The organism is Alkalihalobacillus sp. AL-G (genome assembly GCF_030643805.1).
In the GTDB taxonomy this organism is placed as follows: Bacteria; Bacillota; Bacilli; order Bacillales; family Fictibacillaceae; genus Pseudalkalibacillus.
Genome location: NZ_CP094656.1, coordinates 156,400 through 177,739 on the forward strand (window position 1 = coordinate 156,400; position 21,340 = coordinate 177,739).

General features: G+C 43.5%; 29 protein-coding genes. 28 read left to right on the forward strand and 1 reads right to left on the reverse strand.

Annotation, left to right across the window (positions count from 1 at the left end; translation table 11 throughout):
* Positions 1-27 precede the first annotated feature (27 nt).
* From rpoC to tuf, 6 genes are all read left to right on the forward strand, one after another.
* On the forward strand, positions 28-3,654 hold the full coding sequence (gene rpoC, locus MOJ78_RS00815; RefSeq protein WP_304979363.1) for a DNA-directed RNA polymerase subunit beta': 3,627 nt from the start codon (positions 28-30) through the stop codon (positions 3,652-3,654).
* A 96-nt stretch (positions 3,655-3,750) separates the two neighbouring features.
* Complete coding sequence (locus MOJ78_RS00820) at positions 3,751-3,999, forward strand: 50S ribosomal protein L7ae-like protein (RefSeq protein ID WP_304979364.1); 249 nt, start codon at positions 3,751-3,753, stop codon at positions 3,997-3,999.
* A gap of 110 nt (positions 4,000-4,109) precedes the next feature.
* Positions 4,110-4,532: a 30S ribosomal protein S12 gene (gene rpsL / locus MOJ78_RS00825; protein WP_304979365.1), complete on the forward strand. Its 423-nt coding sequence runs from the start codon at positions 4,110-4,112 to the stop codon at positions 4,530-4,532.
* A gap of 56 nt (positions 4,533-4,588) precedes the next feature.
* Positions 4,589-5,059: a 30S ribosomal protein S7 gene (gene rpsG, locus MOJ78_RS00830; protein WP_304979366.1), complete on the forward strand. Its 471-nt coding sequence runs from the start codon at positions 4,589-4,591 to the stop codon at positions 5,057-5,059.
* Positions 5,060-5,112: 53 nt separating this feature from the next.
* Entirely contained in the window at positions 5,113-7,191 is a 2,079-nt protein-coding gene (gene fusA, locus MOJ78_RS00835; protein ID WP_304979367.1) for an elongation factor G, read from the forward strand.
* A 127-nt stretch (positions 7,192-7,318) separates the two neighbouring features.
* The gene (gene tuf, locus MOJ78_RS00840) at positions 7,319-8,509 is read left to right on the forward strand and encodes an elongation factor Tu (protein ID WP_304979368.1); all 1,191 of its coding nucleotides are present in this window, start codon (positions 7,319-7,321) and stop codon (positions 8,507-8,509) included.
* Between the two features lie 276 nt (positions 8,510-8,785).
* On the opposite strand, the gene MOJ78_RS00845 is transcribed toward tuf, so the two are convergent.
* Complete coding sequence (locus MOJ78_RS00845; protein WP_304979369.1) at positions 8,786-9,973, reverse strand: IS256 family transposase; 1,188 nt, start codon at positions 9,971-9,973, stop codon at positions 8,786-8,788.
* A 777-nt stretch (positions 9,974-10,750) separates the two neighbouring features.
* Here MOJ78_RS00845 and rpsJ point away from each other — a divergent pair.
* The 22 genes from rpsJ (at position 10,751) to secY (ending at position 21,280) form a co-directional block, all read left to right on the forward strand.
* Positions 10,751-11,059, forward strand: a complete 309-nt coding sequence (gene rpsJ / locus MOJ78_RS00850; protein WP_304979370.1) for a 30S ribosomal protein S10 — start codon at positions 10,751-10,753, stop codon at positions 11,057-11,059.
* A 40-nt stretch (positions 11,060-11,099) separates the two neighbouring features.
* Positions 11,100-11,738 carry a 50S ribosomal protein L3 gene (gene rplC / locus MOJ78_RS00855; RefSeq protein WP_304979371.1) on the forward strand — a complete coding sequence of 213 codons (639 nt, stop codon included), beginning with the start codon at positions 11,100-11,102 and terminating at the stop codon, positions 11,736-11,738.
* 17 nt (positions 11,739-11,755) lie between these two features.
* Positions 11,756-12,379, forward strand: coding sequence for a 50S ribosomal protein L4 (gene rplD / locus MOJ78_RS00860; protein WP_304979372.1), 624 nt, complete (start codon positions 11,756-11,758; stop codon positions 12,377-12,379).
* Positions 12,379-12,669 (forward strand): 50S ribosomal protein L23, encoded by a 291-nt coding sequence (gene rplW / locus MOJ78_RS00865; RefSeq protein ID WP_304979373.1) that lies wholly within the window; start codon positions 12,379-12,381, stop codon positions 12,667-12,669. The genes rplD and rplW overlap by 1 nt, the downstream gene beginning before the upstream one ends.
* A 26-nt stretch (positions 12,670-12,695) precedes the next feature.
* On the forward strand, positions 12,696-13,529 hold the full coding sequence (gene rplB, locus MOJ78_RS00870; protein WP_304979374.1) for a 50S ribosomal protein L2: 834 nt from the start codon (positions 12,696-12,698) through the stop codon (positions 13,527-13,529).
* Positions 13,530-13,634: 105 nt separating this feature from the next.
* Entirely contained in the window at positions 13,635-13,913 is a 279-nt protein-coding gene (gene rpsS, locus MOJ78_RS00875; RefSeq protein ID WP_304979375.1) for a 30S ribosomal protein S19, read from the forward strand.
* A gap of 20 nt (positions 13,914-13,933) precedes the next feature.
* Positions 13,934-14,275 carry a 50S ribosomal protein L22 gene (rplV, locus tag MOJ78_RS00880; RefSeq protein WP_304979376.1) on the forward strand — a complete coding sequence of 114 codons (342 nt, stop codon included), beginning with the start codon at positions 13,934-13,936 and terminating at the stop codon, positions 14,273-14,275.
* A 2-nt stretch (positions 14,276-14,277) separates the two neighbouring features.
* Positions 14,278-14,937, forward strand: coding sequence for a 30S ribosomal protein S3 (gene rpsC, locus MOJ78_RS00885; protein ID WP_304979377.1), 660 nt, complete (start codon positions 14,278-14,280; stop codon positions 14,935-14,937).
* Between the two features lie 2 nt (positions 14,938-14,939).
* The gene (rplP, locus tag MOJ78_RS00890; protein WP_304979378.1) at positions 14,940-15,374 is read left to right on the forward strand and encodes a 50S ribosomal protein L16; all 435 of its coding nucleotides are present in this window, start codon (positions 14,940-14,942) and stop codon (positions 15,372-15,374) included.
* On the forward strand, positions 15,364-15,567 hold the full coding sequence (gene rpmC / locus MOJ78_RS00895; protein ID WP_225067063.1) for a 50S ribosomal protein L29: 204 nt from the start codon (positions 15,364-15,366) through the stop codon (positions 15,565-15,567). The genes rplP and rpmC overlap by 11 nt, the downstream gene beginning before the upstream one ends.
* A 21-nt stretch (positions 15,568-15,588) precedes the next feature.
* Positions 15,589-15,852, forward strand: a complete 264-nt coding sequence (gene rpsQ / locus MOJ78_RS00900; RefSeq protein WP_304979379.1) for a 30S ribosomal protein S17 — start codon at positions 15,589-15,591, stop codon at positions 15,850-15,852.
* 46 nt (positions 15,853-15,898) lie between these two features.
* A complete protein-coding gene (rplN, locus tag MOJ78_RS00905) occupies positions 15,899-16,267 on the forward strand; it encodes a 50S ribosomal protein L14 (RefSeq protein WP_304979380.1) in 369 nt (122 codons plus the stop codon).
* A gap of 54 nt (positions 16,268-16,321) precedes the next feature.
* Complete coding sequence (gene rplX, locus MOJ78_RS00910; protein WP_304981154.1) at positions 16,322-16,633, forward strand: 50S ribosomal protein L24; 312 nt, start codon at positions 16,322-16,324, stop codon at positions 16,631-16,633.
* 29 nt (positions 16,634-16,662) lie between these two features.
* A complete protein-coding gene (gene rplE / locus MOJ78_RS00915; RefSeq protein ID WP_304979381.1) occupies positions 16,663-17,202 on the forward strand; it encodes a 50S ribosomal protein L5 in 540 nt (179 codons plus the stop codon).
* Between the two features lie 21 nt (positions 17,203-17,223).
* The gene (locus tag MOJ78_RS00920) at positions 17,224-17,409 is read left to right on the forward strand and encodes a type Z 30S ribosomal protein S14 (protein ID WP_304979382.1); all 186 of its coding nucleotides are present in this window, start codon (positions 17,224-17,226) and stop codon (positions 17,407-17,409) included.
* Between the two features lie 30 nt (positions 17,410-17,439).
* Positions 17,440-17,838, forward strand: a complete 399-nt coding sequence (gene rpsH, locus MOJ78_RS00925; RefSeq protein WP_304979383.1) for a 30S ribosomal protein S8 — start codon at positions 17,440-17,442, stop codon at positions 17,836-17,838.
* Between the two features lie 28 nt (positions 17,839-17,866).
* Positions 17,867-18,406 (forward strand): 50S ribosomal protein L6, encoded by a 540-nt coding sequence (gene rplF, locus MOJ78_RS00930; protein ID WP_304979384.1) that lies wholly within the window; start codon positions 17,867-17,869, stop codon positions 18,404-18,406.
* 32 nt (positions 18,407-18,438) lie between these two features.
* Positions 18,439-18,801, forward strand: coding sequence for a 50S ribosomal protein L18 (rplR, locus tag MOJ78_RS00935; RefSeq protein ID WP_304979385.1), 363 nt, complete (start codon positions 18,439-18,441; stop codon positions 18,799-18,801).
* A gap of 17 nt (positions 18,802-18,818) precedes the next feature.
* Complete coding sequence (gene rpsE / locus MOJ78_RS00940; protein WP_304979386.1) at positions 18,819-19,319, forward strand: 30S ribosomal protein S5; 501 nt, start codon at positions 18,819-18,821, stop codon at positions 19,317-19,319.
* Positions 19,320-19,332: 13 nt separating this feature from the next.
* Entirely contained in the window at positions 19,333-19,521 is a 189-nt protein-coding gene (gene rpmD / locus MOJ78_RS00945) for a 50S ribosomal protein L30 (RefSeq protein WP_304979387.1), read from the forward strand.
* A gap of 32 nt (positions 19,522-19,553) precedes the next feature.
* Positions 19,554-19,994, forward strand: a complete 441-nt coding sequence (gene rplO / locus MOJ78_RS00950; protein ID WP_304979388.1) for a 50S ribosomal protein L15 — start codon at positions 19,554-19,556, stop codon at positions 19,992-19,994.
* The gene (gene secY / locus MOJ78_RS00955) at positions 19,994-21,280 is read left to right on the forward strand and encodes a preprotein translocase subunit SecY (RefSeq protein WP_304979389.1); all 1,287 of its coding nucleotides are present in this window, start codon (positions 19,994-19,996) and stop codon (positions 21,278-21,280) included. The genes rplO and secY overlap by 1 nt, the downstream gene beginning before the upstream one ends.
* Positions 21,281-21,340 lie beyond the last annotated feature (60 nt).

Genomic DNA, 21,340 nt, shown 5'->3' on the forward strand with positions numbered 1-21,340 from the left:
CAGCATATCATAAGGGAGGTAGACCCCTTGATCGATGTAAATAACTTTGAGTATATGAAAATTGGTCTTGCTTCACCGGATAAAATCCGCTCTTGGTCCCGTGGTGAAGTTAAGAAGCCGGAAACAATTAATTACCGAACGTTAAAACCAGAAAAGGATGGACTTTTCTGTGAGCGTATTTTCGGACCAACGAAAGACTGGGAGTGTCATTGCGGTAAATACAAACGAGTCCGTTATAAGGGCGTCGTTTGTGACCGCTGTGGCGTAGAAGTTACAAGAGCTAAAGTTCGTCGTGAGCGAATGGGCCATATTGAATTGGCAGCACAAGTTTCTCACATCTGGTACTTTAAAGGCATTCCAAGCCGAATGGGTCTTGTACTTGATATGTCACCTCGTGCTCTCGAGGAAGTAATCTATTTTGCTTCCTGGGTTGTTACAGAAACCGGCGAAACACCGCTGGAGAAGAAACAGCTTTTATCTGAAAAAGAATATCGAGCGTACCGTGAAAAGTATGGAAAAGGATTTAATGCACAAATGGGTGCAGAAGCAATTAAAAAGCTCCTTGAGGATATCGATCTTCCTAAAGAAGTGGAAATTTTAAAAGAAGAGTTGAAAACCGCACAAGGGCAACGACGTACTCGTGCGATTAAACGTCTTGAAGTGCTGGAAGCATTCCGTCATTCCGGAAATGATACGGACTGGATGATTCTTGACGTACTTCCTGTCATCCCGCCGGAATTACGCCCAATGGTACAGCTTGATGGAGGACGATTTGCGACTTCTGACTTGAATGACTTGTATCGTCGAGTCATCAACCGAAATAACCGTTTAAAAAGGTTGTTGGATCTTGGAGCACCGAACATTATCGTTCAAAACGAGAAGCGTATGCTCCAGGAGGCAGTTGATGCTTTGATCGACAACGGGCGTCGTGGTCGACCAGTTACAGGGCCAGGAAATCGTCCACTCAAATCCCTTTCTCATATGTTAAAAGGGAAGCAAGGACGATTCCGTCAAAACCTGCTCGGTAAACGTGTTGACTATTCAGGTCGATCAGTTATCGTGGTAGGTCCTAACCTGAAAATGTATCAATGTGGACTTCCTAAGGAAATGGCTCTTGAACTATTCAAGCCTTTCGTTATGAAGGAGCTCGTAAACAAAGGTATTGCTCATAATATTAAGAGTGCCAAACGTAAAGTTGAACGTGTTCAGCCTGAAGTTTGGGATGTTCTTGAAGAAGTGATTAAAGAGCACCCAGTACTCTTAAACCGTGCACCAACGCTTCACCGTCTAGGTATTCAGGCATTTGAACCAACGCTTGTTGAAGGTCGTGCGATTCGATTGCACCCGCTTGTTTGTACAGCATACAATGCGGACTTCGATGGAGACCAAATGGCCGTCCACGTACCGCTATCAGCGGAAGCACAGGCAGAAGCGCGTATACTTATGCTAGCGGCTCAGAACATTCTGAATCCTAAGGATGGTAAACCAGTTGTTACACCTTCACAGGATATGGTGTTAGGAAACTATTACCTGACGCTAGAGCGTAAAGATGCTATTGGTGAAGGTATGATTTTCAATGATACAAATGAAGCGGTCACCGCTTATCATAATGGTTTTGCACATTTGCACACACGTGTAGCGATACCGGCAAAAGTGCTTGGAAAAGCATCATTTACAGAAGAGCAGAACCGCAAGTTGTTATTGACAACGGTCGGTAAGTTGATCTTTAATGAAATCTTGCCTCCATCGTTCCCATATATCAACGAACCAACTGAGTACAATCTCGAGGTTGCTACACCAGAGAAGTACTTTGTTGACCCAACTGTAAATATTAAGGAAGAACTTAAGGAACGAGACCTTATTTCACCGTTTAAGAAGGGGATTCTTGGTAAAATCATTGCGGAAGTGTTCAAGCGTTTCAAAATTACTGAAACGTCTAAGATGCTCGACCGTATGAAGGACCTTGGATTTAAATATGCGACGAAGGCCGGTATTACAGTAGGTGTATCTGATATCGTCGTCCTTTCTGAAAAACAAGAAATTCTTGCAGAGGCCGAAGAAAAAGTAACCAACGTTCTTAAGCAGTTCCGTCGCGGTCTTATTACGGAAGAAGAACGTTATGATCGCGTTATTGCAATCTGGAGTAATTGTAAAGACGTCATCCAGGAAAAACTCATGGTTTCACTCGATAACATGAACCCGATTTTCATGATGAGTGACTCAGGAGCCCGAGGTAACGCTTCTAACTTTACACAGCTTGCAGGTATGCGTGGACTTATGGCGAACCCGGCTGGACAGATTATCGAATTACCGATCAAGTCCAGCTTCCGTGAAGGATTGACGGTTCTCGAATACTTTATCTCTACACACGGTGCTCGTAAAGGACTTGCTGATACCGCACTTAAGACTGCTGACTCGGGTTATCTGACGCGACGTCTTGTTGATGTTGCCCAGGACGTAATTGTCCGCGAAAAAGATTGCGGAACCGACCGCGGTTTACCAGTTCGTGCAATAAAAGAAGGCAATGAAGTAATCGAACCACTCGAAGAACGACTGATTGGTCGTGTTGCATTTAAAACAGTTAAGAATCCTGAAACTGATGGTGTCATCGTTAAGCGTAACGATCTGATTACAGAAGACATCGCTAAGGAAATCATCGAAGTAGGCGTTGAAGAGGTTGTTATCCGTTCCGCGTTTACTTGTAATACACGGCATGGTGTGTGTAACCTTTGCTACGGACGTAATCTAGCTACTGGAACTGAAGTTGAAGTAGGCGAAGCTGTAGGTATCATTGCTGCTCAATCAATCGGTGAACCTGGTACACAGCTTACGATGCGTACCTTCCATACTGGCGGGGTTGCTGGAGACGATATTACACAAGGTTTACCACGTATTCAGGAATTGTTTGAAGCACGTAACCCGAAAGGTCAGGCAGTCATTTCAGAGCTTGATGGAAAAGTCACTGCAATCAATGAAGTGCGTGATAAGCGTGAGATCACTGTTCAAGGTGAAGCAGAAAGCCGTTCCTATACGGTACCTTACGGAGCTCGTATTAAAGTACGAGTAGACGACGAAGTGATTGGTGGTCAAGAACTAACAGAAGGTTCCATCGATCCGAAAGAATTGATTAAGGTCGCTGGAATTGAAGCTGTTCAAGACTATCTGCTCCGAGAAGTTCAGAAGGTATACCGTATGCAAGGGGTAGAAATCGGCGACAAACACGTTGAAGTAATGGTTCGTCAAATGATGCGTAAAGTTCGTGTTATTGAAGCGGGCGATACGAATGTACTTCCAGGATCACTTATGGATATCAATCGTTTCACCGATGTGAACACGGATGTATTGCTTAAAGGCGGTCGACCTGCTACAGGACGTCCAATGCTTCTCGGTATTACAAAAGCATCTCTTGAAACTGAATCATTCCTGTCTGCTGCTTCATTCCAGGAAACAACTCGTGTCCTGACAGATGCGGCAATTAAAGGAAAGCGTGATGAATTACTCGGCTTAAAAGAAAATGTCATCATCGGTAAACTTGTACCAGCAGGAACTGGAATGTCTCGTTATCGAAACATTGTACCTGCAGGTGAAGAAACAACCAAACCAGAAGTAACTGAAGACGCAGTAAAAACTGAAGAATTGGTTACTCAAGATTAATTTACGGTTCAATTGTTGACAACATTTTTCAAGTCTGATAATATAACGTAGTGCTTCCGTCAAAAAACCTGTTACTTTGGAGGATATGGAAATAATATGTCTTATGAAAAAGTACTGCAGGCTAATGATATTATTGTTGGTACGAAGCAAACGATTAAAGCCCTTCAGAATGGGGAAGTTAAAGAACTCGTCGTTGCGGGTGACGCTGATCTTCGCATTACGAACAAGGTTGTTCACGTTGCGAAAGAGAAGAATGTCCCTGTTATCCAAGTCGAATCTATGAAAAAGCTTGGAAAAGCATGCGGGATCGACGTAGGAGCAGCGACTGTTGCGATAAAAGGATAAATGTTTTTGCCAGGGCTCTTTTGCCCTGCGCAAAAACTTTCTTTTGTCAAAAAATGAACCACCTGGATGTGTGGGCTATTAAATACGCATATTAGAAGGGAGGAAAAACCATGCCTACAATTAATCAATTAGTACGTAAGGGACGTCATTCTAAAGGTAAAAAGTCTGACTCACCTGCACTAAATAAAGGCTACAACAGCTTTAAGAAAGTAAACACAGATCTTTCTTCTCCGCAAAAACGTGGAGTATGTACTCGTGTAGGAACACTGACACCGAAGAAGCCGAACTCAGCGCTACGTAAGTACGCTCGTGTACGTTTGACAAACCAGATTGAAGTAACAGCTTATATTCCTGGAATCGGACACAACCTGCAAGAGCACAGCGTAGTACTTATTCGCGGAGGTCGTGTAAAAGACTTACCGGGGGTCCGTTATCACATCGTACGTGGTGCGCTTGATACTGCTGGTGTTAACGATCGTAGACAAGGCCGTTCTAAGTATGGAACTAAAAGGCCTAAGGCTGAAAAGAAATAATAGAGGTTGTTCAAAAGACACCGAAAGATATTTAATTACTGAAAGGAGGGGACATTATGCCTCGTAAAGGACCTGTAGAACGTCGTGATGTATTACCTGATCCGATTTATAATTCTAAGCTTGTTACGCGCCTTATCAACAAAATTATGGTTGATGGTAAAAGAGGTGTAGCACAAAAGCTTTTATATAACTCTTTCAATATCGTAAAGGACCGCACTAACCAGGACCCGATGGAAGTGCTTGACCAAGCGCTTAAGAACATCATGCCTGTGCTTGAAGTACGTGCACGTCGTGTTGGTGGTGCAAACTATCAGGTACCAGTTGAAGTTCGCCCGGAGCGTCGAGCAACTTTAGGATTACGCTGGTTGGTTAACTATTCTCGTCTTCGTGGTGAAAAAACCATGGAAGAAAGACTTGCTTATGAAATCATGGATGCTGCTAACAACACTGGATCATCTGTTAAAAAGCGTGAAGATATGCACAAAATGGCAGAAGCAAATAAAGCATTTGCTCACTACCGTTGGTAATCTGATCACGAAAACAAACCTACTAATCACAGATTAAGGAAGGAGAAAGACCTATGGCAAGAGAGTTCTCCTTGAAAGATACACGTAATATCGGAATCATGGCACATATCGATGCTGGTAAAACGACGACTACTGAGCGTATTTTGTTCTACACCGGTCGTATTCATAAAATTGGAGAAACCCATGAAGGGGCTTCTCAAATGGACTGGATGGAGCAGGAGCAAGAGCGCGGGATCACGATTACATCCGCTGCTACAACTGCTCAGTGGAAAAATCATCGTATTAACATCATCGACACACCTGGACACGTAGACTTCACAGTTGAAGTTGAACGTTCATTACGTGTATTGGACGGGGCTGTTGCGGTACTTGATGCTCAATCCGGAGTTGAACCGCAAACGGAAACGGTATGGCGTCAAGCTACGACATACCATGTACCTCGTATTGTATTTGTAAATAAGATGGACAAAATCGGAGCAGACTTCCTCTACTCCCTTGGAACACTTCGTGAACGTCTGGGTGCTAACGCCCATGCGATCCAGCTTCCAATCGGAGCAGAAGACGACTTCGAAGGAATCATTGATCTAGTAGAAATGAAAGCATACTTCTATGAAGATGATCTTGGTACACGTTCAAGTGCTAGAGAGATTCCTGAAGAGTATAAAGAGCTTGCAGAAGAACATCACAGCAAGCTTGTCGAAGCTGCTGCTGAGCTTGATGAAGAATTGATGATGAAGTATCTAGAAGGTGAAGAGCTTACAATTGATGAATTGAAAGCTGCGATCCGTAAAGGTACAACTGATGTTGAATTCTACCCTGTTCTTTGCGGATCTGCGTTTAAGAACAAAGGTGTTCAGCTCGTACTTGATGCAGCGATCGACTACTTACCATCACCTCTAGACGTACCGGCAATTAAAGGTTTCATTCCGGAAACAGAAGAGGAAGTAACTCGCCCATCTGATGATAAGGGACCATTCTCAGCTTTAGCATTTAAAGTTATGACAGACCCTTATGTTGGTAAATTGACGTTCTTCCGCGTTTATTCTGGTACGCTAGATTCTGGGTCTTACGTTCAAAACTCAACTAAAGGTAAGCGTGAACGTGTAGGACGTATCCTGCAAATGCACGCGAACTCTCGTGAAGAGATTGCTACTGTTTACTCCGGGGACATCGCTGCTGCGGTTGGACTTAAGGATACTTCAACAGGGGACACACTTTGTGATGAGAAGAGTCTTGTAATTCTTGAATCAATGGAATTCCCTGACCCAGTTATCTCACTTTCCGTTGAGCCTAAATCTAAAGCTGACCAAGATAAGATGGGAATCGCACTTGCAAAGTTGGCTGAAGAGGATCCTACGTTCAGAACTGAAACGAACACTGAAACAGGTCAAACGATCATTTCTGGTATGGGTGAGCTTCACCTTGATATCATCGTAGACCGTATGAAGCGTGAGTTTAAAGTTGAAGCAAACGTAGGTGCTCCACAGGTTGCATACCGTGAAACCATTCGTAAGGCTGCGAAGGTTGAAGGGAAGTTCGTACGACAATCCGGTGGACGTGGACAATATGGACACGTTTGGATCGAGTTCGAACCAAACGAAGAAGGTGCAGGATTTGAATTTGAGAACAAGATCGTCGGTGGTGTTGTACCGCGTGAATACATTCCTGCGGTACAGAACGGTATTCAAGAAGCTCTTCAAAACGGTATGATCGCAGGTTATCAGCTTATCGACTTGAAAGCTAGAATCGTCGACGGTTCTTACCACGATGTTGACTCAAATGAAATGGCGTTCAAGATTGCCGGATCAATGGCATTGAAAAACGCGAAGCAATACTGTAACCCAGTTCTTCTTGAACCAATGATGAAGGTTGAAGTTGTTATTCCTGAAGAATACATGGGTGACATCATGGGAGATGTAACAGCTCGCCGTGGACGTGTTGAAGGTATGGAAGCACGTGGTAACGCTCAAGTCATTCGTGCGATGGTACCACTTTCAGAAATGTTCGGTTACGCAACTACACTTCGTTCTAGAACACAAGGTCGTGGAGTATACTCCATGCACTTCGATCATTACGAAGAGGTACCGAAGTCCATTTCTGAAGAAATCATTAAAAAAGTAAGCGGAGAGTAACTACTGCTGAATTACCGCTTGTGCAAAAACAATCACTTATTGTAAGCTAAGATAGGTGGACAAAGCCTTCACCTATCTTACAAAATAAAACAATTAAATTTCTTTTATTTAAAGGAGGAACATACTCATGGCAAAAGAAAAATTCGACCGCTCCAAATCCCACGTTAACATTGGTACAATTGGACACGTTGACCATGGTAAAACAACATTAACTGCTGCAATCACTACAGTTCTTCACAAGAAGTCTGGTAAAGGTGAAGCACGTGCATACGATTCTATTGATGGTGCTCCAGAAGAGCGTGAGCGTGGTATTACAATCGCGACTGCTCACGTTGAGTACGAAACTGACTCTCGTCACTACGCACACGTAGACTGCCCAGGACACGCTGACTATGTTAAAAACATGATCACTGGAGCAGCACAAATGGATGGCGCTATCCTAGTTGTATCTGCAGCTGATGGCCCAATGCCACAAACTCGTGAGCACATCCTACTTTCTCGTAACGTAGGTGTACCATTCATCGTTGTTTTCTTGAACAAGTGTGACATGGTAGACGACGAAGAGCTTCTTGAATTAGTAGAAATGGAAGTACGTGACCTTCTTTCTGAGTACGACTTCCCTGGAGACGATGTACCTGTCGTTAAAGGTTCTGCTCTTAAAGCTCTTGAAGGCGAAGATGAGTGGGAAGCAAAAATCTTCGAACTTATGGATGCGGTTGATGAATACATCCCAACTCCAGAACGTGACAGCGACAAGCCATTCATGATGCCAGTTGAGGACGTATTCTCAATCACTGGTCGTGGAACAGTTGCTACTGGTCGTGTTGAGCGTGGACAAGTTAAAGTCGGTGACGAAATCGAAATTCTTGGTCTTGCTGAAGAGTCTAAGAAAACGACTGTTACTGGTGTAGAAATGTTCCGTAAGCTTCTTGACTATGCTGAAGCTGGAGATAACATTGGTGCGCTTCTTCGTGGGGTTTCCCGTGAAGATATCGAGCGTGGACAAGTTCTTATCAAGCCAGGAACTGTAAAAGCTCACACTAAGTTTAAAGCTGAAGTTTACGTACTATCTAAAGAAGAAGGTGGACGTCACACTCCATTCTTCTCAAACTACCGTCCTCAGTTCTACTTCCGTACAACTGACGTAACAGGAACTATTGCTCTTCCAGAAGGAACTGAAATGGTTATGCCTGGTGACAACATCGAAATGACTGTTGAACTAATCGCTCCAATTGCGATTGAAGACGGAACTCGTTTCTCTATCCGTGAGGGTGGACGTACTGTAGGTTCTGGTGTAGTTGCAACAATCGTTGAATAATCGATTCGATCGATAAATGGAAAGCACCCCGTTTGATGCGGGGTGCTTTTTTCTATGTGGTTCCTATAGCACCTATGACTGGAAAGCTTATTAATTCCCACCCGGTTTAGACGAGAAATTCTTGAGTTAGACGCCAAAATCTCGAGTTACACGAGATGTTCTTGATTTAGAGGTTGTGTCAATAATTATGTGTAAGCATATATACCTTCTTAAGTTACCCCTTGGGTAGGTTGAGTTGGTGCTCCGGACACCTCCGGAGCACCAACTCACGCCTGCTTATCCCTCAATCTTGTCTGAACCATATCGTACTATAAACAGTTTTTGTAGGTGCTCAAGTGCCTGATTAAAGCCAGCGAGTTTCCTTCTAGCCCAACGCTCGTTATAATCAGCGGCCGTCAAATAGATGATTTTCTCAGCTGCCTCGATGTTTGGTAAACTGTTCATAGTCTTGAGTCGCTTTCTTACTTCTTTGTTTGTACGCTCGATAAGATTCGTCGTATAGATGAACTTACGAATCGATTTTGGATAGTTGAGAAACGTAAGCAGTACAGAGAGTTCTTCTTCCCAAAGTTTCAGTTCCCGACTATATCGTTTCTTCCATTTTCCCTTCACTATGTTAAAGGCTTCTTCCGCTTCTTCGTAGGATTCGGCAGAATAGACCTCCTTGAGATCCTGACTAAACTCGGCCTGATCCTTTTTGCGGACTTTATTCAAAGTCGTTCTTACTTTGTGGACAATGCAACGCTGAACATCCGCCTTTGGAAATGAGGTGCGGAACGCCTCTTCCAGTCCAGGAAGTCCATCAAAAACACCAAGTAATACCTCTTCGACACCCCTTTCGCGTAAATCATCCAGTATTTCACGCCAACCATTTGACGTCTCGATACCCCCTACGTAAAAACCGAGGATTTCCCGATGGCCTTCTGGCGTGATTCCTAGAACGATATAGACGGCTTCCTTACCAACGGTATCACGGCGTACCTTTACAAACAGGGCATCTAGAAAAAGGGCACAGTAGCGCTTTTTCAAGGGGCGCTTTTGCCAGGCGACCACGTCTTCCATTACCGTGGAAGTGATGTTTGAAATGGTTCCTTGAGAGTAGTCGTCCCCGAGAAGACTTTTCATGATTTTACCTACCTGACGGACTCCCACTCCGTGTTGATAGAGCTGGATGATCAGTTCATCCACAGCTACCATTCGTCGCTGATACGGTTCAAACATAGCTGTCTGGAAATCTCCTTTTCGGTCCCGTGGGACGTCCATGTCTTCAATACGGCCATACATCGTATCAAGCGTTCGTGAGTAGTACCCGTTCCGTGCATTGTTTTCCCCGACAGGTTCGCTTTTCAATACATTTTTAATCTCTTCGCGAAGGATCATTTCTACCTTTTCTTTCAGAATGTCTTGCATGGACAGCTTCAATAAAGTGGCAAGGTCCAGGTTTTCCGTGTTAAAATGAGACATGGACAAAGTGCTCCTCTCGTTTGGTTATTGTGGTGATAACTTAGAGAGTACTTTGTCCTTTTTCTATTGTCTAGAAAAAGGCCCTACACATACTTTTATAAACCATCGATTTAGACGAGAAAATCTCGAATTAGACGCTAAAATCACAATTAACACGCCAACCCTCTTGTTTCACCGTGAAAAGTTCGTTTTCCGCATTAAATAATTGAAAGTCGCGTCAACCTGACGAGATTCCACGTCAAATTTCTAATTATAGAGTCAAACATTAAAGAGAGTACCAGAACCCAGCGCGAAATGTTCAGTAGATTTAACTAAAATATTGATTTCGCAGATAATTCCCCGATTTCGCAGATAAATCCTGTTTTTCGCAGTTTCAGGATCGAATGAACCACCATAAACATGCTGATCATGGCTCCAACATCATTTTTCAGCACAAGATTACTCAAAAGATCTTCAATAATTCACTCATTCGAAAAAAAATCACCACATTCCGAAAAGATACAAAAATTTACCATACATAAATTTTGGATTCATTACTGAATTTCCTTGCAATCGGCAAATGTAACCATTATAATAGTTCAAGTGTGGTCAGATACTGATTGATGCTAGTAAACCTTGCAAAAGCCTTGGTGCTCTAGTATAATCAGGAATGTTGGCTATTAATTTGCGATGAAGTGGAAGGTTGCGGACACACCCGGCCCCTTTGCCATGGCGGGAACGTTCGGTAAATTTCTACTGAGAATTGTCTATTCTAATGGACGAGAAGGAGGGGAAATAATGGCAAAGCAAAAGATTCGAATTCGTTTAAAGGCTTATGATCACCGTATTCTTGATCAATCTGCTGAAAAGATTGTCGATACAGCAAAGCGATCTGGTGCGAAGGTATCGGGACCAATCCCATTACCAACTGAAAAGTCGATTTACACAATCTTGCGTGCTGTACACAAGTACAAAGATTCGCGTGAACAGTTTGAAATGCGTACACATAAGCGTTTGATCGACATCATCGAGCCGACGCCACAAACGGTTGATTCACTTATGAGACTGGATCTACCATCTGGTGTTGATATCGAAATCAAGCTCTAAGTATAAAAAATAATTTAGATATTTATAGGAGGTGTGACGAATGACCAAAGGAATCTTAGGTAGAAAACTAGGTATGACTCAAGTTTTTGCTGAAAATGGTGAGGTAATTCCAGTAACAGTGGTGGAAGCTGAACCGAACGTTGTTCTTCAAACGAAGACAGCTGAAAATGACGGGTACGAAGCGATCCAAATCGGATTTGCCGATAAGAAACAATCCCGTAGTAACAAACCTGCAAGTGGTCATGCTGAAAAAGCAAATACAAAGCCTAAGCGCTACGTAAAGGAAGTTCGCGGTGTGAGTATGGCGGACTATGAAGTTGGTCAGGAAGTCAAAGTTGATATATTCCAGGAAGGCGACGTTGTCGACGTAACTGGAACATCAAAAGGTAAAGGATTCCAGGGTGTAATTAAGCGGCACGGACAATCTCGCGGACCAATGAGTCACGGTTCACGTTACCACCGTCGTCCTGGTTCCATGGGTGCAACTGACCCGATGCGCGTATTTAAAGGGAAAAAACTACCTGGACGTATGGGTGGCAAGCGCGTAACTGTGCAAAACCTTGAAATTGTCAAAGTTGACGCTGAGCGTAACTTGCTGATGATCAAAGGTAATGTACCTGGTGCAAAAAAGAGCTACGTTACAGTAGAAGCTGGTATTAAGGCTAAAGAAGCTAAGTAAGAAAGGAGGATACACCGGTGCCGAAAGTAACACTTTATAATCAAACTGGTTCCCAAGTTGGGGACATCGAATTAAATGATAACGTGTTTGGAATTGAGCCAAACGAAAGCGTGCTTTATGATGCAGTTGTGATGCAGCAAGCTTCAACTCGTCAAGGTACACATGCTGTAAAAAACCGTTCTGCGGTTAGCGGTGGAGGTCGTAAACCATGGCGTCAAAAGGGTACAGGACGTGCTCGCCAAGGTTCTATCCGCTCACCACAATGGGTAGGCGGTGGAGTTGTATTTGGTCCTACACCAAGAAGCTACAGCTACAAACTACCTAAAAAAGTTCGTCGTTTAGCAATCAAATCTGCGCTTTCATCAAAAGTGCAAGAAAACAGTATGGTCATTTTAGAAGAGCTTAAGTTCGACGCTCCAAAAACAAAAGAAATGACTACAGTACTAGCAAACTTCTCTGCGGTATCTAAAACGTTAGTCGTAACTGCTGATTACAACGAATCCGCAGCGCTATCTGCTCGCAACATTCCAGGAGTAACTGTAGTGACTGCAGACGGTGTAAACGTGGTGGACGTATTAAACCACGATAAAGTATTGATGACGAAGGATGCTGTAGAAAAGGTAGAGGAGGTGCTCGCGTAATGGCAGACGCTCGTGAAATCATTAAGCGCCCCGTTATTACTGAACGTTCTACAGAGATCATGGGTGACTTGAAGTACACATTTGAGGTAGATCCTCGTGCTACTAAAACTCAGATCAAAAGTGCAATCGAAGAAATTTTCGGCGTAAAAGTTGAAAATGTTAACACGCAAAATTATAAAGGAAAGAAGAAACGTGTAGGTCGTTACTTCGGATACACTGCTAAGCGTAAAAAAGCTATCGTGCAGTTAACTTCTGATAGTAAAGAACTCGATTTCTTCGAAGGGGTATAACTTACTCGTAAAGGAGGGACAGGAAAATGGCTATCAAAAAGTTTAAGCCAACAACAAACGGTCGCCGTAACATGACGGCATCTGATTTTAGTGAATTGACTACAGATCAACCCGAAAAGTCGTTGTTAGCTCCGTTAAGCAAAAAAGCGGGACGTAACAACCACGGACGAATTACTACTCGCCATCAAGGTGGTGGGCACAAGCGTAAGTATCGTATTATCGACTTTAAACGTGATAAAGATGGAATACCAGGACGCGTTGCTACAATCGAATATGATCCGAACCGTTCTGCAAACATCGCACTAATCCATTATGCTGATGGGGAAAAGCGTTACATCCTAGCTACTAAAGGAATGAAGGTCGGGCAAGAAATCATGTCTGGATCTGATGCTGATATTAAGCCAGGAAACGCACTACCACTAGCGGATATCCCGGTAGGTACTACCATTCATAATATTGAATTAAAACCTGGACGAGGTGGACAACTCGTACGTTCTGCGGGTGCTGAAGCACAATTGCTTGGTAAAGAAGAACGTTACGCGCTTGTACGTCTACGCTCTGGTGAAACTCGTATGATTTTGATCACTTGCCGTGCGACAATCGGTCAAGTAGGTAACCTTGAGCATGAGCTTATCAACATTGGTAAAGCAGGACGTTCACGCTGGTTAGGCAAGCGCCCAACTGTTCGTGGATCTGTTATGAACCCTAACGATCACCCACACGGTGGTGGTGAAGGACGTGCGCCAATCGGACGTAAGTCACCAATGTCTCCATGGGGTAAACCAACACTTGGATACAAAACTCGTAAGAAGAATAAGCCAAGTGACAAGTATATCGTTCGACGTCGTCGTAAAAAATAACGCGTTGACTCAAAAGAGAAGTGTCAGACACACCTTTTGCCCGGTTGTTTATACAATCAGGAGGGAGTCAGACACTTATGAGTCAGCACGAAGGGAGGTACAAATATGGGCCGTAGTTTGAAAAAGGGACCTTTCGTAGATGATCACTTAATGAAAAAAGTAGAGGCGCTAAACGAAAGCAATGACAAGAAGGTTATCAAAACCTGGTCTCGTCGCTCTACTATTTTCCCGGATTTCATCGGACACACAATTGCCGTTTATGACGGACGCAAGCACGTGCCAGTGTATGTGTCAGAGGACATGGTCGGACACAAGCTTGGTGAATTTGCACCATCACGCACATACAAAGGTCACGCAGCTGATGATAAGAAAACAAGACGTTAACCAGAGAGGAGGTACTACGAATGGAAGCTAAAGCTGTTGCAAAACAAATTCGAATTGCTCCTCGTAAAGCTCGCCTAATCGTCGATCTCATTCGAGGAAAGGAAGTTGGAGAAGCGATTGCGATTTTGCGTCATACACCAAGGGCAGCGTCTCCAATCGTTGAAAAAGTGCTTAATTCTGCGATCGCAAATGCAGAGCACAACTATGAAATGGAACCGAACAACCTTGTAGTAAAAACCGCATTCGTTGATGAAGGTGTTACGTTAAAACGTTTCCGCCCGAGAGCTATGGGTCGTGCAAGCCGCATCAACAAGCGCACAAGTCATATTACGATCGTAGTTTCAGAAAAGAAGGAGGGATAATCGTGGGTCAAAAAGTAAATCCAATAGGACTTCGTGTCGGCGTCATCCGTGACTGGGAATCCAAATGGTACGCAGACAAAGATTACGCAAATCTACTACATGAAGACATCAAAATTCGTGAATATATTGAAAAGCGTTTGAAGGATGCTGCTGTATCTACAGTTGAAATCGAACGTGCAGCCAATCGAGTGAACATTACAGTTAAAACAGCTAAGCCTGGTATGGTCATCGGTAAAGGTGGATCTGAAGTCGAAGCACTTCGTAAATCCCTGAACGATATAACAGGTAAGCGAGTACACGTAAATATTTTTGAAGTTAAGCAAGCAGATCTTAATGCTAAGCTTGTTGCTGAAAATATTGCACGCCAGCTTGAGAATCGTATTGCATTCCGTCGTGCGATGAAACAAACAATCCAACGTGCAATGCGCGCGGGTGCAAAAGGAATTAAAACGGAAGTATCCGGACGACTTAACGGTGCAGATATTGCTCGTTCAGAATCGTACAGTGAAGGAACTGTTCCACTTCACACACTTCGTGCAGATATCGATTATGGAACTGCAGAAGCAGACACTACTTACGGTAAGTTAGGTGTTAAAGTGTGGATCTATCGTGGTGAAGTCCTTCCGACGAAAGGAACGAAACAAGGGGAAGGAGGAAAATAATTATGTTGATGCCAAAACGTGTTAAATATCGTAGAGAACACCGTGGAAAAATGCGCGGACGTGCAAAAGGCGGCCAAGAAATAGCATTCGGTGAATACGGTTTACAAGCAGTTGACTCGACATGGATCACAAACCGTCAGATCGAAGCGGCTCGTATCGCGATGACGCGTTACATGAAGCGTGGCGGTAAAGTTTGGATTAAAATTTTCCCTTCTAAGCCTTATACTGCAAAACCTTTAGAAGTACGTATGGGTTCCGGTAAAGGTGCTCCTGAAGGATGGGTAGCAGTAGTCAAGCCAGGGAAAATTATGTTTGAGATAGCTGGAGTATCAGAGGAAGTCGCTCGTGAAGCACTTCGTCTTGCATCTCACAAGCTTCCAATCAAAACGAAATTTGTAAAACGCGAAGAAGTGGGTGGTGACACAAATGAAAGCTAATGATTTCCGTAACTTAACCACTGCAGAAATCGAACAGAACGTGAAAACTCTTAAAGAAGAGCTCTTCAACCTTCGCTTTCAATTAGCAACTGGTCAATTAGAGAACCCTGCCCGCATTCGTGAGGTCCGAAAAGCCATTGCACGTGCAAAAACTGTTTTGCGCGAACGTGAGCTAGGAATTACGAACGCTTAAATTGAAGGGAGGACTTAAAAAATGAGCGAACGCAACCAACGTAAAGTATATGTCGGTCGTGTAGTATCCGATAAAATGGACAAAACGATTACAGTACTCGTTGAAACTTATAAAACTGACAAATTGTACGGTAAGCGCGTGAAGTACTCTAAGAAGCTTAAAGCACATGATGAGGACAACTCAGCAAAAATGGGTGACGTTGTAAAGATCATGGAAACTCGCCCGCTTTCTAAGGATAAGCGCTTCCGCTTGATGGAAATCGTGGAAGAATCTATTATTATCTAATTCAAGTTCGGATCGATATCTTCAGTCCGAAAGGAGGTACTCGTAAATGATTCAACAGGAATCACGTTTAAAGGTAGCTGACAACTCTGGAGCTCGTGAACTTTTGACCATTAAGGTACTTGGTGGATCTGGCCGTAAGTATGCCAATATCGGAGACATGATTGTGTGTTCTGTTAAATCCGCAACACCAGGGGGCGTTGTTAAGAAGGGTGACGTTGTAAGAGCTGTAGTCGTCCGTACTAAACGAGGTGTACGTCGTCCAGATGGTTCATATATTCGTTTTGATGAAAACGCAGCGGTAATCGTTAAGGACGATAAGAGCCCAAGAGGGACTCGTATCTTCGGACCGGTTGCACGTGAATTGCGTGACAACCAGTTTATGAAAATCGTTTCTTTAGCGCCAGAAGTTCTTTAAAAATTGAATTCAAGCTTGGTCTTGTAAGGAGGTGCGCAAGTCGCTATGCCTAAAATGCACGTAAAAAAAGGCGATAAGGTTCAAGTAATATCCGGTAAGGACAAAGGGAAACAAGGAGTTATCCTTCAAGCATTACCGAAACAAAACCGTGTCATCGTTGAAGGAGTTAACGTTGTTAAGAAACACGCTAAGCCTTCTCAAGATAACCCCCAAGGTGGAATCCTTAACATAGAAGCACCGATTCATGCTTCCAATGTTATGGCGATCGATCCAAAATCCGGTGAACCTACACGGGTAGGTTACAAAGAAGAAAACGGAAAGAAAGTACGCGTTGCGAAAAAATCAGGAGAAGCTCTTGATAAATAAGCACTATTGTTGAAAGGAGGTTACCAAAAATGAATCGTCTACAAGAAAGATACAAAAGTGAAATCGTTCCTTCTCTCGTAGAGAAGTTCAGCTATAAATCTGTGATGCAAGTACCAAAGATTGAAAAAATCGTAGTCAACATGGGTGTCGGTGATGCTGTTTCTAACGCAAAGGTTCTTGACACTGCTGTTGAAGAACTGACTGAAATCTCTGGTCAGAAGCCAGTCATCACGAAAGCGAAAAAATCAATAGCAGGATTTAAGCTTCGTGAAGGAATGCCGATTGGAGCAAAGGTTACATTGCGCGGTGAGCGTATGTACGAATTCCTCGACAAGTTGATCAGCGTTTCATTACCACGTGTGCGTGACTTCCGCGGTGTATCGAAGAAATCCTTTGACGGTCGTGGAAACTATACACTTGGTGTTAAAGAACAGCTTATTTTCCCAGAGATCGATTATGATAAAGTGAACAAGGTTCGTGGTATGGACATCGTAATCGTAACCACTGCGAACACCGATGAAGAGGCTCGTGAACTACTGACTCAAGTTGGTATGCCGTTCCAAAAATAGTGAGCCAAAGGAGGGAAAACTGTGGCGAAAAAATCTATGGTCGCTAAACAAAAACGTAAGCAGAAGTTCCAAGTGCAAGAATATACACGTTGTGAACGCTGCGGACGTCCGCATTCCGTAATTCGTAAATTCAAGCTTTGCAGAATTTGTTTCCGCGAACTTGCTTATAAAGGTCAAATCCCTGGCGTCAAAAAAGCCAGCTGGTAAACCCCATTGTCGGGAAGGAGGTAATTAGTAATGGTCATGACAGATCCAATTGCAGATATGTTAACTCGTATTCGTAATGCAAATACTGTAGGTCACGTTAAGCTCGAGGTTCCTGCATCTAAACTAAAGAAAGAAGTCGCAGAAATCCTTAAGAGCGAGGGATTCGTCCGTGACGTAGAGTTCATCGAAGATAGCAAGCAAGGTGTTATTCGTATTTTCTTGAAGTACGGTCCAAACAACGAACGTGTTATTACTGGACTTAAGAGAATCAGTAAGCCTGGCCTGCGTGTCTATGCGAAAGCTTACGAAGTACCACGTGTACTCGGTGGTCTCGGAATCGCACTCGTTTCAACTTCAAAAGGAATTATGACAGATAAAGATGCTCGCCAACAACAAGTAGGCGGAGAAGTCTTAGCATACGTTTGGTAATCGAAAGAAAGAATGGAGGTGCAGCTGAATGTCTCGTATTGGAAACAAACCACTTGAAATTCCAAACGGCGTAACCGTCAACAAGAATGACGACAACGTTGTAACAATAAAAGGACCTAAGGGTGAATTGACTCGTACGTTCAACCCAGATATGAAAATTAACATTGAAGAAAGCCGAGTGCTTGTTGAACGTCCAAGTGAAAACAAGGTTCACAAGGCTCTTCACGGAACAACTGCCAGCCTGATCGGCAATATGATTGAGGGTGTAACGAACGGTTATCAAAAGTCCCTCGAATTAGTCGGGGTAGGGTACCGTGCAAACAAGACTGGCAACAAGCTTGTGTTGAACGTTGGTTACTCTCATCCGGTTGAAATCGTTCCGGAAGAAGGAATTGAAATTGAAGTACCTGCAAATACGAAAGTAATCGTAAAAGGTATTGATAAAGAACGTGTTGGTGCTGTTGCAGCGAATATTCGCTCTGTACGTCTTCCTGAGCCGTACAAAGGTAAAGGTATTCGTTACGAAGGAGAATACGTTCGCCGTAAGGAAGGTAAGACTGGTAAATAGGAACGCAAGATTACGGAAAGGAGTGGCGTAGGATGATTACAAAGGCTGATAAGAATGTTTCGCGTAAAAAAAGACACGCTCGTGTTCGCCGTAATATTATCGGAACAGCAGAACGTCCACGCTTGAACGTATTCCGTTCATCGAAGCACATTTATGCACAATTGATCGATGACGAAAACGGAGTAACGTTAGTTTCTGCTTCTACATTAGATTCTAATGTGGATGTAGAGTATGGTGGAAATGTTGAAGCTGCAAAACAAGTCGGCGAAGCAGTCGCAAAGCGTGCAGTTGAAGCTGGACATAAAGAAGTAGTATTCGACCGAGGCGGTTATCTCTATCATGGACGCATTAAAGCGTTAGCAGATGCAGCCCGCGAAGCAGGACTACAATTTTAATAGAAGGAGGGAAAATCATGCGTCGAATTGACCCAAATAAACTAGAACTTGAAGAACGTGTTGTTACCGTAAACCGCGTTGCAAAGGTTGTTAAAGGTGGACGCCGCTTTCGCTTTGCTGCGGTTGTGGTAGTTGGAGATAAGAACGGCCATGTCGGATTTGGAACTGGTAAAGCTCAGGAAGTACCTGAAGCAATCCGTAAGGCTATCGAAGATGCGAAGAAGAACCTTGTAAATGTTCCAATCGTAGGCACAACTCTTCCTCACCAAATCACTGGACGCTACGGAGCAGGTAAAGTATTCTTGAAGCCTGCATCTGAAGGTACTGGAGTTATCGCTGGAGGACCAGTACGTGCGGTACTAGAATTAGCAGGAGTTGGTGACATCCTATCGAAATCATTAGGATCGAACAACCCGATCAACATGGTCCGTGCTACAATTGAAGGACTTAGCAATCTAAAACGAGCTGAAGATGTTGCGAAATTACGCGGCAAATCAGTAGAAGAACTATTAGGTTAAGGGGGGATTTTAAATGGCTAAGAAATTAGAAGTCACCCTCACTCGTAGTATCATTGGCCGTCCGGAAAACCAACGTGTAACTGTAAAGACACTTGGATTGCGTAAGATGCACCAGACAGTCGTACATGAAGATAACGCTGCGATACGTGGTATGGTCGGGAAAGTATCACATCTCGTAACTGTTAAAGAAATTGATGCGTAATAGACGATATAATCCATGAGGAGGTGCCGAAAATGAAACTTCATGAATTGAAGCCATCTGAAGGTTCTCGTAGCAACCGCAATCGTGTTGGACGTGGAATTGGTTCTGGTAACGGAAAGACAAGTGGACGAGGCCATAAAGGACAAAACTCCCGCTCTGGCGGTGGAGTAAGACCTGGATTCGAAGGTGGACAGAACCCACTTGCAAGACGTTTACCAAAACGCGGTTTCACAAACCCAACTCGTGTTGAATATGCAGTTGTGAATGTTGAGAAATTAAACCGTTTTGAAGAAGGAACAGAAGTAACTCCTGAACTACTCCTAGAAACAGGCGTAATCAGCAAGTTAAGAAATGGAGTTAAGATTCTAGGAAACGGCAAGCTTGAAACCAAACTAACGGTTAAAGCACATAAGTTTTCTGCGTCTGCCAAAGAAGCCATTGAAGCTGCAGGCGGAAAAACTGAGGTGATGTAATGTTCCGTACAGTCTCCAATATTTTGCGCGTAAGTGATATAAGAAATAAGGTACTTTTTACTCTGGCAATTCTTGTCATCTTTCGGATTGGAACATTCATTCCAGTACCGAATGTAGACAAAACAGTGCTTGACTTTCAAAACCAAATGAGTGTGTTTGGATTTCTAAACACATTTGGCGGCGGTGCCCTGGCGAATTTCTCTATTTTTGCAATGGGTATCATGCCGTACATTACAGCATCCATCATTGTTCAGTTATTACAAATGGATGTTGTGCCGAAGTTTACAGAATGGTCGAAGCAGGGTGAGGTTGGTCGACGAAAGCTCGCTCAATTTACCCGTTATGGTACGATTGTTCTCGGATTCGTTCAGGCGATCGGAATGTCGATTGGATTCAACAACATTTTTCCTGGGCTAATTCCAAACCCAAGTATTCCGACGTATTTATTAATCGCCTTAGTGCTTACTGCTGGAACAGCCTTCCTTATGTGGTTGGGTGAACAGATCACTACGAAAGGGATAGGGAACGGAATTTCGATTCTGATCTTTGCTGGTATCATTGCAGCGATCCCTGGGGCAGTCAATCAGTTCTATGCTCAGCAGTTCGAAGGTGAACAGACACTCTTTATCAGTGTTGTAAAAGTGCTCTTGATCCTTCTTGTGACACTTGCATTGACGGTCTTCGTAATCTTTGTTCAACAGGGCTTACGTAAAATACCGATCCAATATGCAAAGCGCGTCGCAAACAACAAGCCGGTTGGCGGGCAGCAAACACACCTGCCAATCAAAGTGAACGCAGCAGGGGTAATTCCAGTGATTTTCGCGATATCCTTGATCATCGCACCGCCAACGATTGCTGGATTCTTTGAGGAGAATGCGGTAACCTTGTTCATTCAAAGAACATTTGACTATACAACACCGATTGGTATGGTCGTATATTCAGCCTTGATCATCGGATTTACGTATTTCTATACGTTCATACAGGTCAATCCAGAGCAAATGGCTGAAAACCTGAAAAAGCAAGGTGGATACATTCCGGGAATTCGTCCAGGTAAGAATACAGAAACGTACATTGTCCGTATACTTTACAGACTCACCTTTGTTGGTGCATTATTCCTGGCACTTGTCTCTATTTTACCGATATTCTTTATTAAAATTGCAAACCTGCCTCAAGCACTACAAATCGGTGGAACTAGCTTACTGATTGTAGTCGGTGTGGCATTAGATACGATGAAGCAAATCGAAAGCCAATTGATTAAACGTCATTACAAAGGCTTTATTAAATAAAAGGGAACCGGGGAAACGATCTTCCCCTGTCTCTTTACAACGTACGTTTTTGTGACGTAT